At 66.8% G+C, this 13,672-nt stretch carries 9 protein-coding genes; 1 reads left to right on the forward strand and 8 read right to left on the reverse strand.

All coding sequences use genetic code 11. The annotated features are described in order from the left end of the window. Positions 1–30 precede the first annotated feature (30 nt). Entirely contained in the window at positions 31–1,620 is a 1,590-nt protein-coding gene (locus GV068_RS13820; RefSeq protein ID WP_159698641.1) for a S41 family peptidase, read from the reverse strand. A 121-nt stretch (positions 1,621–1,741) separates the two neighbouring features. Next, a complete protein-coding gene (locus GV068_RS13825; protein WP_159698644.1) occupies positions 1,742–5,296 on the reverse strand; it encodes an indolepyruvate ferredoxin oxidoreductase family protein in 3,555 nt (1,184 codons plus the stop codon). 181 nt (positions 5,297–5,477) lie between these two features. Between GV068_RS13825 and GV068_RS13830 the strand changes: the two genes are divergently transcribed. Beyond that, positions 5,478–5,993: an Lrp/AsnC family transcriptional regulator gene (locus GV068_RS13830; protein WP_159698647.1), complete on the forward strand. Its 516-nt coding sequence runs from the start codon at positions 5,478–5,480 to the stop codon at positions 5,991–5,993. 217 nt (positions 5,994–6,210) lie between these two features. Here the strand turns inward: GV068_RS13830 and GV068_RS13835 are convergent, their stop codons facing one another. The 6 genes from GV068_RS13835 to GV068_RS13860 all read right to left on the reverse strand — a co-directional run bounded on the left by GV068_RS13835 (position 6,211) and on the right by GV068_RS13860 (position 13,432). Next, complete coding sequence (locus GV068_RS13835) at positions 6,211–6,861, reverse strand: GNAT family N-acetyltransferase (protein WP_159698650.1); 651 nt, start codon at positions 6,859–6,861, stop codon at positions 6,211–6,213. A gap of 52 nt (positions 6,862–6,913) precedes the next feature. Next, positions 6,914–8,461, reverse strand: coding sequence for a diguanylate cyclase (locus tag GV068_RS13840; protein WP_159698653.1), 1,548 nt, complete (start codon positions 8,459–8,461; stop codon positions 6,914–6,916). 136 nt (positions 8,462–8,597) lie between these two features. Next, positions 8,598–9,830, reverse strand: coding sequence for a multifunctional CCA addition/repair protein (locus GV068_RS13845; protein ID WP_159698656.1), 1,233 nt, complete (start codon positions 9,828–9,830; stop codon positions 8,598–8,600). 2 nt (positions 9,831–9,832) lie between these two features. Next, the gene (locus GV068_RS13850; protein WP_159698659.1) at positions 9,833–10,552 is read right to left on the reverse strand and encodes a glutathione S-transferase family protein; all 720 of its coding nucleotides are present in this window, start codon (positions 10,550–10,552) and stop codon (positions 9,833–9,835) included. Between the two features lie 30 nt (positions 10,553–10,582). Continuing rightward, entirely contained in the window at positions 10,583–11,542 is a 960-nt protein-coding gene (locus GV068_RS13855; RefSeq protein ID WP_159698662.1) for a complex I NDUFA9 subunit family protein, read from the reverse strand. A 30-nt stretch (positions 11,543–11,572) separates the two neighbouring features. Further along, entirely contained in the window at positions 11,573–13,432 is a 1,860-nt protein-coding gene (locus tag GV068_RS13860) for a lytic transglycosylase domain-containing protein (RefSeq protein ID WP_229464167.1), read from the reverse strand. Positions 13,433–13,672 lie beyond the last annotated feature (240 nt).

Genomic DNA, 13,672 nt, shown 5'->3' on the forward strand with positions numbered 1-13,672 from the left:
ACTGGCGGGCCGTTTTTATCACGCAGCGGGTCAGTTTCGCGGCCTGGTATAGATCGAGATTTCCTTCGCCGGATGACGCACGATCTCCATCGGCACCTGACGCGCGCGCGAAGCCGGCGGGCAGGTGCCGGTTTCGCGGTAGGCCAGGGCTGCGGCCAGCAGGCCTTCGCTACGGTCGCCCAGCGGCTTCGACAGATCGTCGGCCACCTGGCAGGTGGCCGCCAGGCCGTCCGGGAAGTCGCCGAAGCCCTTGTGGTTCACGCCCTTGAACTCGATCGAGAAGTAGGTGGTGCCGCAGTTCGCCGTCGGCGTGAAGCCGTAGGGCTTGCCGCAGGTCTGGCTACCGATGATATCGACCTGGATGTCGGCGCCGCGCAGGCCATTGATCACCGCCTCGCTGGCCGAACAGGTGCCCGGGGTAGTCAGGACGGTGACGCGCTTCAGGCCCAGATAGGGCAGCACCGTACCCGAACGCACCGGATTCGGCGAGCTGAAGCCGTAGGCGGTGCTCAGGAAGGGAATCGGGGCCTGCTGCGGCGTCTTGTCGTTGTACTGGAGGCGCTCGAAGGTCTTGCCGGTGGTCTGCGCCGGTCCCGCGATCATGTAGGACAGCTCGCTGGCGACGTACAGCAGGCCGCCGCCGTTGTAGCGCATGTCGAGCACCAGGTCGCTCACGGCCGCCGCGCGGAAGGTGGCGAAGGCGTCCACCAGTTCCTTTTCCGACACCGCGTTGTGGGTCTCGAAGCTCAGGTAGCCGACCTTGCCGGTCGGGGTGTCGAGCACCTGCACGTGCTTGACCGGGTCGACCACGACGTCGGCGCCGGTCATCGTCACGTCATAGTTGGTGCCGCCGCGCTGCAGCGTGAAGGTGTGCGGCGTGCCGGCCGTTTCCGGGAACAGGCCGGCATTGATCTTGGCCACCGTGGCGGCATCAGTGCCGTTGACGAAATCGACGCCGTCCACCTTGAGCAGCATGTCGCCGCGCTGCAGGCCGGCCGCCGCCGCGGGCGAGCCCGGCTCCACCAGCGTGACCAGCCAGGTGCGCGGCGCGGTGGCGCTGTTGCGCTTCCAGGTGACGCCGTAGCCCAGGTCGATGCCGGAGTTCTGCAGCTTGTCCCACTCCTCGGTGGTGTAGGTGAAGTGGTACTTGTCCTTCGCCTGGCCCGACTCGGTCAGCGCCGGCGACTTGAGCACGGCAAAGTAGTCGAGGGCGCTGGTGAACTCCGCCATGCGGTAGGTGTTCGGGATCTCGTTGTACCAGAGATAGTTTTCGTTGGCCCATGCGCGCAGGAACTTCAGCTCGTCGAGCAGGGTGCCCTGCTTGTCCGGGAACGGGCGGCCGAACAGGTCGACACCCGTGCGCGGCTTGGCGCACATGTTGGCGTAGGTGGTCGATGCGGCCAGCAGGTTCGGGTTGAGGTCTTCCGGACTCGCCGCGCCGATGGGAGGATTCGGGTTCGTGGTCGGAGGCGGCTGTTGCGAAGTCGGGTCGGGAAGAGCGCCGACACCCGGCGACCCACCGCCACCGCCGCATCCGGCGAGGACGGCGGCCGCGGCCAGCAGCGAAGCGATCAGGCGGGGGGCGGTCGACGAACGACCATGTGCATATGGCGATCTCATGCGCCTGATTATAGACGCGGCACTCGGGCTGGAGTGCAACCAACTGTAACAGCTGGGTCTGACGAACAACAAGAAATGCTAGGAAGAATGACCGGCCTCAGCCGGTCATATCAGCTTGTCATCAAGCCGCGCGCGAGGCCGTGCCGGCAGGCTGGTGGAAAGCCGCGACCAGGGCCGCTTCCTTCTGCTTGGCCGCCTTCAGGTGGCGTTCCCTCACGTGGCCGTAGCCGCGGATGTCTTCCGGGATGCTGGCGATGGCCACGGCTTGCGCCAGGTTGTCCGCCGTCAGCTTCGGCAGCAGCGCTTCCACGGTCTGGCGGTACTCGCCGATCAAGGCACGCTCGGTGCGGCGCTCGGCGGTGTAACCGAACACGTCGAACGGGGTGCCGCGCAAGCCTTTCAGCTTTGCCAACACGCCGAACGCACCCATCATCCACGAACCGTATTCCTGCTTCAGCGCGCGGCCTTCCTTGTCGTGCTTGGCCAGCAGCGGCGGCGCCAGGTGGAACTTGAGCTTGATGTCGCCTTCGAACATGTTCGCGATCTTGGCCTTGAAGGCAGGATCGGTATGCAGGCGGGCCACCTCGTACTCGTCCTTGTAGGCCATCAGTTTGTAGAAGTAGCGCGCCACGGCTTCCGTCAGGCGCGAACCCTTGCCGAGCTTCGCTTCCTCGGCGCGCACCTGGTCCACGAAGGACTTGTACTTCGCTGCGTAGGCGGCGTTCTGGTAGGCGGTGAGCAGCGCGATACGACGCGTGATGACGTCGTCCAGGCTCTCGCTGCGCTTGAACTCGATCACCTGCGCGGGCGTCACCAGCTTCTTCACGGAAGCCAGGTCGTGCGCGGCGCTGCGGCCCCAGTGGAAGGCGGCCTTGTTGAAGGCCACCGACACGCCATTCAGCTCGATCGCCTTGAGCAGCGAGCTTTCCTGCAGCGGCACGCGGCCCTTCTGGAAGGCGTAACCCAGCATGAACATATTGGTCGCGATCGCGTCGCCCATCAGCGCGGTGGCGATCTGGCCGGCGTCGACGAAGTCGACGTTCGGTGCGCCGCAAGCCTGCAGGATGGCGCCGCGCGAACCTTCGGCCGGGAACTGCCAGTCCGGGTTCTTGACAAAAGCCGCGGTGGTGGCGCCGGTCGAATTGACGGCGGCCCAGGTGCGGCCTTCACCCATGCGCGACAGCGCGTCGCGGCTGGCGGTCACGATCTGGTCGCAGCCGATCACCAGGTCGGCGCTACCGGTGCCGACGCGGGTCGAGTGCAGGTCGGCCTGGCGTTCGGCCAGGCGCACATGCGACATCACCGGGCCGCCCTTCTGGGCCAGGCCCGACTGGTCGAGCACCAGTGCGCCCTTGCCTTCCACGTGGGCCGCCACGGCCAGGATCTGGCCAACGGTCACCACGCCGGTGCCGCCCACGCCGGCGATCAGGATGCCGAAGGGATCGGCGACCGACGGGATGCTCGGCATCGGCAGTTCAGGCGGGGTGCTTTCTGCCGTCGCCGCTTTCTTGGGCTTCTTCAAACCGCCGCCTTCGACGGTCACGAAGCTCGGGCAGAAGCCGGAGACGCACGAAAAATCCTTGTTGCACGAGGACTGGTTGATCTGGCGCTTGCGGCCCAGTTCCGTTTCCAGCGGCTCGACCGACAGGCAGTTCGACTGCACCGAGCAGTCGCCGCAGCCTTCGCACACGGCTTCGTTGATGACGGCGCGCTTGGCCGGGTCGGGGAACTCGCCTTTTTTCCGGCGGCGGCGCTTCTCGGAGGCGCAGGTCTGGTCGTAGATCACGGCCGACACGCCCGGCATCTCGCGCAGTTCCTTCTGCACGTCCATCAGCTCCGAGCGATGACGCACGGTGACGCCTTCGGCCCAGGCGTAATCGTCCGGATATTTTTCCGGCTCGTCGGTGACGACGATGATCGGGCGCACGCCTTCGGCGGCGATCTGGCGCGTGATCATGCCCGGATCGAGCGGACCGTCGACGTTCTGGCCGCCGGTCATCGCGACCGCGTCGTTGTACAGGATCTTGTAGGTGATGTTGACCTTCGCCGCCACTGCTGCGCGGATCGCCAGGATGCCCGAGTGGAAGTAGGTGCCGTCGCCCAGGTTCACGAACACGTGCTTCTCATCGGTGAACGGCGACTGGCCGATCCAGGTCGTGCCTTCCGCGCCCATGTGGGTGAAGGTGGAGGTCTCGCGGTCCATCCACAGCACCATGTAGTGGCAGCCGATGCCGGCCATGGCGCGCGAACCTTCCGGCACCTTGGTCGAGCTGTTGTGCGGACAGCCCGAGCAGAAGTACGGGATGCGGTCGGTTTCCGGATTCGCCTTGGCCGGGATGTTCTTCAGCACCAGCTCTTTCGCCTCGAGGTAGGCGATACGTTCCTTGACGCGCTGCTCGACCGGGTGGCCGGCGCAGTAATGCGAGATGCGCGAAGCGATGGCGCGCGCGATCTGGGCCGGGTTCAGCTCATAGGTCGCCGGCAGCAGCCAGTCGCCGTGGCCCATGCGGTCCTTGTTGCTCCACTCGCCGGTGTCGTCGAACTTGCCCACCACGCGCGGACGCTCGCTGTCCGGCAGGTTGTACAGGGCTTCCTTCAGCGCGTACTCCATCACCTGGCGCTTTTCTTCGACCACCAGGATCTCGTCCAGGCCGCGCGCGAACTCGTGCACGCCTTCCGATTCGAGCGGCCAGGTCATGCCGACCTTGTACAGGCGCAGGCCGATGTCGCGCGCCGCTTCTTCGTCGATGCCGAGGTCGGCCAGGGCCTGGCGGGTATCGACATAGCTCTTGCCGGCGGTGATGATGCCGATCTTCGGCTTCGGGCTGTCCCAGATGATGCGATTCAGTTTGTTCGCGCGCGCATAGGCCAGCGCGGCATACCACTTGAAGTTGCTCATGCGGACTTCCTGATCCAGCACGGCGTCCGGCCAGCGGATGTTCAGGCCACCGGCCGGGACTTCGAAGTCGGTCGGCAGCGCGATCTGGACACGGTCCGGGTCGAGGTCGACCACCGCGCCCGATTCGATGATGTCGGTGACGCACTTCATCGACACCCACAGGCCGGTGTAGCGGCTCATGGCCCAGGCGTGCAAGCCGTAGTCGATGTATTCCTGCACCGAGGACGGGTACAGCACCGGGATGCCGCAGTGGGTCAGGATGTGGTCGGACTGGTGCGCGGTGGACGAGGACTTGGCCGCATGGTCGTCGCCGGCCAGCACCAGCACGCCGCCGTGCTTCGAGGAGCCGGCATTGTTGCCGTGCTTGAAGACATCGCCGCAGCGGTCCACACCCGGGCCCTTGCCGTACCACATGGCGAAGACGCCATCGTACTTGGCGTCCTTGTACAGGTTGGTCTGCTGGGTGCCCCAGACGGCGGTCGCCGCCAGGTCTTCGTTCATACCCGGGTGGAACTTGACGTGGTGGGCGTCGAGGTGCTTCTTCGCCTTCATCGCGGTCTGGTCGACCGAGGTGACCGGCGAGCCGCGGTAGCCGGTGATGTAGCCGGCGGTGTTCAGGCCCGCCTGCAGGTCACGCTCGCGCTGGAGCATCGGCAGCCGGATCAGGGCCTGGGTGCCGGTCATGAACGCGCGGCCGCGTTCGAGCGTCCACTTGTCGTCGAGGGTGATGTCGTGCTGCGGCTGCGCCAGGTCGGCGCGCTCGATGGGTGCGTTCATGGGTGTCTCCGTCAACTTTCGCCTGGAATGCAGGGCGCGCTGGGCTCTTGGTGGCCATCTGGTCGCTCCGGCAAGCTGCACAGTATAGTCCTGCCCATCAAGCATTAAATTCCAAACAATTCCCCCCGCCGCTCAATTTGCGCAATAAAATTGCCGTGTTCGCGAATCTACCGAGGAAACCATGTCAAAAATCGAGCTCGACAAGACTGACCGCAAGATCCTGTCGGTCCTCCAGACCGACGGCCGGCTGTCGAACCAGGACGTGGCCGAGCGCGTCAACCTGTCCCCTTCCCCCTGCCTGCGCCGTATCAAGCGCCTGGAAGAAGCGGGCGTGATCCGCCAGTATGTGGCGCTGGTGGACCCGGACAAGATCGGGCTGGGGTTGCTGGCCTATGTGAACGTGCGCCTGGAAAAACACAGCGAAGTAGCGGGCGGCGCACGCGGCACGCCGGGCTTGCCGGCAACTTCTCCGCGCAATGACTTCGCGATCTCGGTCGGCACCTGGCCGGAAGTGGTGGCCTGCTATGCCATGACCGGGGAAATGGATTTCCTGCTGCGCGTGCACGTGGAAGACATGGACCACTTCTCGCGCTTCATGATGGGGACGCTGCTGAAGCATCCGGCGGTGCTGGATGTGAAGTCGAGTTTTGCGTTGCAGAGGATTAAGGAGACGACGGCGTTGCCGGTGGTGGGGTGAGGCCGGGTCTCTGCATCGACACTACCTGCGCCCTCCTTCACCTTCAGCAGTAAAACCGTCATTCCGGCGAAGGCCGGAATCCAATTGTGTGTGCACACCTAGGTGTAGGCATAAGACCGTGGAGCGCAACGAACTTGGATTCCCACCTCCGCGGGAATGACGGTTTTAAGGTCAGTGGAAAAAGTACGTTAGCGGTGTGCGTCGATTCGAACCGACGTCACTTCTTCGGCGTCAACCACTTCACCGCCGCCCTGGCATTCGCCTTGACCGTGTAATCAATCACCGCCCACTGCTCCTCGATCGCCTCCGCCATCACGCTGGCCGGGCTGGGCGGCGGCAGCTGCAGGTAGGCATCCGCCTCGCCGTACTCGCGCTTGATCTCCATCCCCGCCTTTTTCGCGATATGCATCATGGTCTGGTTCGAGGTCAGGCACTGCATGTAGAGCGTATCCACGTCGGCATTGCGGCAGTGAATGGCCGCTCGCTGGAACAGGCGCGAGCCGACGCCCTGGCCGCGCGCCGACGCCGATACCGACACGCCGAACTCCGCCACCCGCTCCTTCTGGGTCGGCTTGCCCTTGTCCGCCTTGGCGAAGGCCAGGTGCCCCACGCCCACCAGCTGGAACACGCGGTTTACCACGCCGAAAACGATATCGTGGCTGAAGTCGATCTTCTGGACGTACTGGACGATCGCATCGTCCGAAATGACGTTGCCAAAGCGCAGCAGGCGGTCGCTGTCGTCCAGCGCCAGGAAGTGGCGCAGGATGCGGCGGCGGTCGCGCTCGCCCAGTTCCTTGACGAGCACGGTCGGGCGCCCGGGTTTCCCCCTGATGCCTTTCAGCCAGCGCGTCAGCGAATTGTCGAGCATGGGTGCGGTCCTTTGGTGCAGTGCAGCATAAACCGCATTGTAGCGGATTCTGCTATTGCGCGCCGTCCTTGACCGGCACCGTCCACTGCGCCGCAGGGCTGACCACGAACACGCCCTTGCCCGCCTGCTTGGCCTCGTACATCGCCTTGTCGGCTTCGGCCAGCAGCGCCGCCGAGCCGCGCGCTGCGCCCAGGTGGCCGCGCGCGCTGGAGATGCCGATACTCGCCGAGATGCTGACCGGATTGCCGTCCGCTTCGGTGACCGATTTGATCTGGTCGAGCGCCAGCTGGGCCACGCGCAATGCGCCTTCGCGCGACGCGACGTCTTCCAGCATGATGACGAATTCGTCGCCGCCCAGGCGCGCCAGCGCATCCTCGGCGCGCAGCTTTTCCTGGACTCGGCGCGCCACCATCTGCAGCACCAGGTCGCCGGTGGCGTGGCCATAGGTGTCGTTGACCGCCTTGAAGCCGTCCAGGTCGATGAACATGATCACCACCACCGAGTCGCGCCGGGTGGCGCGGGCCAGGGCGCGTTCGAGCAGGCGGGTCAGCTGGCGGTAGTTGATCAGGCCCGTCAGGCTGTCGTGCTGGGCCAGGCGCTCGAGCTGCTTGGATTGCGCTTCCAGCTCGGCGGTGCGCTCGGCGACCCGGTGTTCGAGGTTTTCATTGACCGCCTGCAGGCGGTGGTTGACCTCGCCGATGATGCGGTAGCTGCGGCGCAGCCGCATGCCGGCATAGGCCAGCAGGAGCAGCAGGAAGGCCGAGTAGGCGAACAGGTAGCCGCGGTAGCGCTCGCGCAGCGCCAGTGCGGCGTCAAAAGTGCGGTCGAACTCGCGCCCCAGGCGGTCGAGCGCCGCGCCGGTCGCGGTGGCGGCGATCTGCGCTTCCAGCCGGTTTTCCAGCGGGCGCTTCTCCAGGATGATGCGCGAGGACTTGATGATGGCGTCCATCTTCTCGACCACGGCCGGCGAAAAGGCGATCTGCTGGGCCGCGATGTCGCCCAGGACCTCGTCGATGCGCGCCGCCAGCGGCGGGCTCGGGGCGACGTTGTAGCGCAGGATTTCGGTCAGCAGCGCGTTCAGCGACGCGTCCAGCCGGACCACCAGGCGCGCCGGCGCCAGCGCGCCTTCGATGCCGCCCAGTTCGGTCTTGAGGTCGGCCACGGCCGGCGGCAGGAAGGTCAGCGCTTCGCGCAGCGGCGGGTTGTGGCGCGCGAACTGGGCGGTGATGAGCTCCTTGCGCTGCATGGCGTCACGCAGCTGGCTGTAGGCGGTGTCGACGGCCGGGCTGGCCGCTTCCGGCACCGCTTCGCCGATGCGCACCAGGAGGTCCTGCATGCGCGGCAGCTGGGTGGTCAGCTGGGCCGTGGCCGGGGCGCGGCCGATGTGGGCGCGCAGGATGTTGGCGTCCCATTCGGCGTCGAGCTTTTCCAGCTCGCGCAGGTTGAGCATCACGTCGTTGCGGACCTCGGGATCGGTCCCTTCCGAACGTATGTAGAAAAAGGCGAGCAGCAAGGCCAGCACCAGCACCGCCAGGCCGGCGAGTTGCAGGCGGCGACGCGGTTTCAAGCTCGCTACGCGCTGCGCCAGCACGGCAACCATCTTGTCCTCCGTTACATCTTTACGTTATCCGGAGAGCATAGCAAAACGCGGCGCTTGGGTCGTGCACGGTACGGCGATGCTGCCTGCGCGTCTAACCTATGGCTGATTGAACGCGCGGTCAACGGAGTCGACCTCCCTACGGTTCTCTCAGTGCCGCCTTGACCGCCGAGACCCGCGCCGCATGCACGGCTTCGGGGATTTTCTCTTTGGCGTCGGCATAGCGCGCCGCCACTTCGCCGGCGTTCACGGCGCGCGCCGCGTCCAGGGCGCGCAGCAGGTAGGGACGCTGCGGATAGTCCTGGTGGCGCATCGGGTGCTCCTCGTGCCCGCGTCCGCGCGCATCGCATTCGGAGGCGAGCAGCATCTGGGCGAAGCGCTCCGGCTTGCGGAAGGCGTCGCAGCGTTCGAACAGGGTGACGATGGTGTTGGCACGCAGCTCCAGCGCGCGGCTGACGTTGCCGTGCTCGCGCGCCGTCATCTGCGCCAGGTCGCGGCATTCGTTGGGCACCCTCAGGCGCTTGCACACCTGCGTTACCAGCTTCATGCCGATGAATTCGTGGCCGTGGTGGGCCGGCCAGGTCTCACTCGGGGTCGCGCCCTTGCCCAGGTCGTGCACCAGGGCGGCGAAGCGCACTTCCAGCGGCAGATGCTGGGAAGCCGCATAGTCGATCACCAGCATGATGTGCACGCCGGTGTCCACTTCCGGATGGTGCGCCGGCGGCTGCGGCACGCCCCACAGGGCATCGAGTTCGGGCAGGATGCGCGCCAGGGCGCCGCACTCGCGCAGGACAGCGAACATGCGCGAAGGCCGTTCTTCCATCAGGCCGCGCGACAGCTCCTGCCAGACGCGCTCCGGCACCAGGGCGTCGACCTCCCCTGCTTCCACCATGCTGCGCATCAGGGCGAGGGTAGATTCGTGGACGCGAAAATCCGGGAAGCGCGCGGCGAAGCGCGCCAGGCGCAGGATCCGCACCGGGTCTTCGGCATAAGCGTCGGAGACGTGGCGGAAGATGCGCGCGCGCAGGTCGTCCTGGCCGCGATAGGGGTCGACGATGCTGCCGTCATCGGCGCGCGCCATGGCGTTGATGGTCAGGTCGCGCCGCACCAGGTCGTCCTCGAGGGTGACCTCGGGCGAGGTGTGGAACACGAAGCCGTGGTAGCCGGGGGCGGTCTTGCGTTCGGTGCGGGCCAGCGCGTATTCCTCGTGCGTCTCGGGGTGCAGGAAGACCGGGAAGTCCTTGCCGACCGGGCGGAAGCCCAGGTCCAGCATCTGTTCGGGGGTGGCGCCGACCACCACGTGGTCGCGGTCCGTTACCGGGCGTCCCAACAGCTCGTCGCGCACGGCGCCGCCGACCACGTAACTGCGCATGCTTACTCCTGCGGCAGGTCGAGGTCGTGCGCCGGCGTTGGGTCACTCTCGCGCATCGCTTCGTCGACCCAGCGCGCCACCGCCGGGTGGGCCAGCACGCGGTCGCAATAGGCCTGCAGCGCCGGCGCCAGCGCCACGCCATAGGTCTTGAAGCGGGTCACCACCGGCGCGTAGAAGGCGTCGGCGATCGAGAAGTCGCCGAACAGGAAGCTGTGGTGGCCGAAGCGCGACAGGCAGTCTTCCCAGATCTCGCAGATGCGGCCGATGTCGGCCTGGGCGCCCGGCGTGCGCCCGCGGCCCGGCAGGCGCGCCTGGATGTTCATCGACATCGCGCTGCGCAGCTCGGAAAAGCCCGAGTGCATCTCGGCCACGATCGAACGCGCCAGCGCGCGCGCGGCCACGTCCTGCGGCCACATGTGCTTGTCCGGGAACTGCTCGGCCAGGTATTCGATGATGGCCAGGCTGTCCCAGATCGTCATCTCGCCCGCCAGCAGCACCGGCACCCGGCCCGCGTGCGAATAGCGCGCGATGTTGGCGGCGGTATCGGGCTTGTCCAGCAGGACGCGGATCTCGGTGAACGGAATCCCGAAGGCGACCGCCGCCACCCAGGGCCGCATCGACCACGACGACACGTTCTTGTTGCCGATGACGAGGGTCAGGCCCGGCTGGCGGGCTGCTTCGAGCGTGGAAGACAGGGTCGGGTCGAGTTCGATGGTCTGCATGGTGTCCTGTAGAGAATACGGTATGAGAAATCAGCGGCCGGCGTGCTCGCGGTAGTCGTCCAGTCCCCTGGGCGCGGCCAGGTAGTGCGGCGCGGCGGCTTCGAGCGACGTCAGCTTGATTCCCAGCGCCTCCGCTGTCAAGGCTTGTGTTTGCGGATCGACCACATTATCCGTCTTCATCGTGGCGAGCTTGTCGCGGCTGATCATCGGCTCGCCCGGCAGCAGCTCGAACAGCCTGGCCTCCAGGCGCGCCGCCCAGTCGGGCAGCTCCAGCACGTGGCGCTCGTGGCCGGCATAGCGCCCGGCCAGGTGCACCAGTTCGGCCAGGGTATAGACCTGCGGACCGCCCAGTTCGATGTCGGCGCCGCGCGTGCGCGGTTCGCGCAGGGCCAGGGAAAAAGCTGCGGCGACGTCTTCCACGTACACCGGCTGCAGGCGCGCCTGCGCGCAGGCCAGCGGCAGCACCGGCAGGCGCCGCTGCAAGTTGGCGAACACGGTCAGGAAGTGGTCGCCCGGCCCGAACACGATCGAGGGGCGGAAGACGGTGGCCGTCACGCGCGGCTCGCTGCGCGCAGCCAGTTCGCCATCGGCCTTGGAGCGCTGGTACATCGAGGCTCGGTGGCCGGCGCCGAGCGCGCTCATGTGCAGGTAGCGGGGCACGCCCGCATCGAGGCAGGCTTGCACGATGCGGCGCGGCAGCTCCACGTGCAGCTGCCGGAAGACCTGTCCGTAGGGCTCGCCGTGGCCGCCGTGCAGCACGCCGACCAGGTTGATCACCACGCTGCACCCGTCCACCAGGCGCCGTAGTGCGGCATCGTCGTGGATGTTGCCGAGTTCCAGGTCGAGGTAGGGTAAGGTGGTGAGGTGCTTGGCGCTTTCGTAGTGGCGCGCCGCCACCCGCGTGCCGACGCCGTCGCCCGCCAGGCGCGCCAGCAGGTGGCCGCCGATAAAACCCGTCCCTCCGATGACCGCCACGTTCTGTTCGCGCATGGTCACCTCCTCGTGCTGTTACGACACTCCTCAGGGCAGGATGGCAGAGCGCTCGCGCGGCTGTACAGGACGCACGCGGGTGCGGATCGACTGCGGCTTGTTCTCGAACACGGCAGCGTAGTTGGTGGCATTGGCCAGCACGTTGCGCACGTAGTTGCGGGTCTCGGAGAACGGAATCGACTCGACGAAGATCGCGCCTTCCATCGGCTGGTCGAGCAGGCCACGCCAGGTACGCGCACGGCCGGGGCCGGCGTTGTAGGCGGCCGTGGCCAGGATTTCGTCGCCATCAAAGTTCAACAAGACCATGTTCATGTAGTTCGCACCGAGCGTGATATTGGTCCGCAGGTCGTTCAGCATGCCGTGCACGAAGTTATCCATCCCGATCTTGGCCGCCACCCATTTACCGGTGGCTGGCATCACCTGCATCAGGCCGGAGGCGCCGACGCCGGAGCGCGCATCGCTGATGAAGCGCGACTCCTGGCGGATCAGGCCGTAGACCCAGGCCTTGTCCAGGCCCAGGCCCTGCGCGGTCGGACGCAGGACGTCCAGGTGCGGCGCCGGAAAACGCTGGGTGTAGTCGAGTTCGGTACGGGTGCGCAACGAAGTCTCGACCGTGCGGTCGAGCAAGTCGTTGCGGCGAGCGAGTTCGCCGGCGGCCAGCAACTGACGGTCAGACATGCCGCGCAGCCCCCAGTTCCATTCGCGGTTGCCTTCCGCGCGCAGGCGCAGGGCGTAGAACTTGAGCGCGCGCTGCAGGCTCGCGTTGGCATTCACCGAGGCCAGTTCTTCGTTGCTGATCGGAAGGGCTGGCGGCGGCGCCACCACTTGCCTGCCGAGGTCGTCCAGCGCCAGCTGGCCGTAGAAATTGTGCTGGCTGGCGATGCGCTCCAGGGCGGCGGTGGCTTCCACCATGCGGCCATCCTGCTTGTCGGCGCGCGCCAGCCAGTAGACCCAGGTATTCTCGGCGCGCAAGTTGGGCGGCATGGCTTCGATGGTGGCGCGCACCTGCTTCCAGTCGCCGCGGCGCAGGGCGATGCGGGTTTTCCACTGCAGCTGCTCGTTGGTCAGTTGCACGCCGTTGGTACGCTGCCAGTAGTTGTAGGCGTCGGGCGACAGGGCGATCGAGGCCGCATGCGCGATGCTGGCCCAGCCGACGGCGCGTTCTTCAAGGCTCAGTTTCGGGCTGTTCTTTTCCAGCGCCACCGTGGCCAGCTTGAGGCTGGTGCGCGCCATGCGGCCGACCGCGACCAGGTAGATGGCGCGCTCGGCGCGGGTCTTGCCGAGGCCGCGCGCCATCGCGACAGCCGGCACGTCCACCGCCTGGGCGGCGCGGGTGTCGGAGGCGCCCAGCAGCAGCGCGATGCGGCGCGCCGGACCGGTGGCGTCTGCTTCGCCCGCCAGGCGCAGCTGCCAGTACAAATCCGCCTCGGTAAACTGGCCGGTCTGCACCAGCTGCCCGGCCAGCGCGGCGCAGGCTTCGCCGTAGCCGGCTGGATTGACCAGCAGCGAGCGCGCCTCCTGCCCCACCTGCTCGCCGCGCATGGCGCGCGCCAAGAGGGAGTAACAGCGGATCTGCAGGTTGTCGCCGCGCGCCAGCTGGCCCGCTTCGCGCTCAAAAGTGGCGAAGTCGCGGCGCCGGCCAAGATCGAGCAGCCATTCGGTGCGCAGCTGCTCGGCGATGGCCGTGCCCTCGTGGCGGCGCAGCAGCTCGCGGATCTCCTCGGCCGTGGCGTCGCGCATCCGGGTTTTCAGACGATAATAGTCGACGTAGGACGCCAGCGGATAGCTCGGCGGCAGGCGCGATGCGAGGGCATTCACGCGCGCGGCGTCGTTCTGGCGCGCAGCTTCGCGCAGCAGCATGAAGGTGTCATCGTCGGCGCGGTTGTCCACCGCGGGCGCTCCTGGAACGGAGGGGGCGCCGGCCGGCACCGGGGGAACGGCCTGGACCGGCTGGGCGGCCGGCGGAGCATCAGGCGCGGACTCGGCGCGGGCTATGCCCGGGCTCAGCGTCCACGAAGAAAATACAAAGGCAAGGGCGACCGGCAGGGAGCCGGTTGTCAATCTCGATTGAAACATCCACAACTCTCAAAGTACGCTGCATTCAAACCATGACCGGCGAATCAAGAATAC

The sequence above is a fragment of the Massilia sp. 9I genome, assembly GCF_902506415.1.
In the GTDB taxonomy this organism is placed as follows: Bacteria; Pseudomonadota; Gammaproteobacteria; order Burkholderiales; family Burkholderiaceae_D; genus Telluria.

What these genes read in the sequence shown, in the direction of transcription:
- GV068_RS13835 (WP_159698650.1), bottom strand. Translation starts at nt 6,861, where the DNA reads ATGCTCGACAATTCGCTGACGCGCTGGCTGAAAGGCATCAGGGGGAAA.
- GV068_RS13825 (WP_159698644.1), bottom strand. Translation starts at nt 5,296, where the DNA reads ATGAACGCACCCATCGAGCGCGCCGACCTGGCGCAGCCGCAGCACGAC.
- GV068_RS13850 (WP_159698659.1), bottom strand. Translation starts at nt 10,552, where the DNA reads ATGCAGACCATCGAACTCGACCCGACCCTGTCTTCCACGCTCGAAGCA.
- GV068_RS13840 (WP_159698653.1), bottom strand. Translation starts at nt 8,461, where the DNA reads ATGGTTGCCGTGCTGGCGCAGCGCGTAGCGAGCTTGAAACCGCGTCGC.
- GV068_RS13820 (WP_159698641.1), bottom strand. Translation starts at nt 1,620, where the DNA reads ATGAGATCGCCATATGCACATGGTCGTTCGTCGACCGCCCCCCGCCTG.
- GV068_RS13830 (WP_159698647.1), top strand. Translation starts at nt 5,478, where the DNA reads ATGTCAAAAATCGAGCTCGACAAGACTGACCGCAAGATCCTGTCGGTC.
- GV068_RS13855 (WP_159698662.1), bottom strand. Translation starts at nt 11,542, where the DNA reads ATGCGCGAACAGAACGTGGCGGTCATCGGAGGGACGGGTTTTATCGGC.
- GV068_RS13845 (WP_159698656.1), bottom strand. Translation starts at nt 9,830, where the DNA reads ATGCGCAGTTACGTGGTCGGCGGCGCCGTGCGCGACGAGCTGTTGGGA.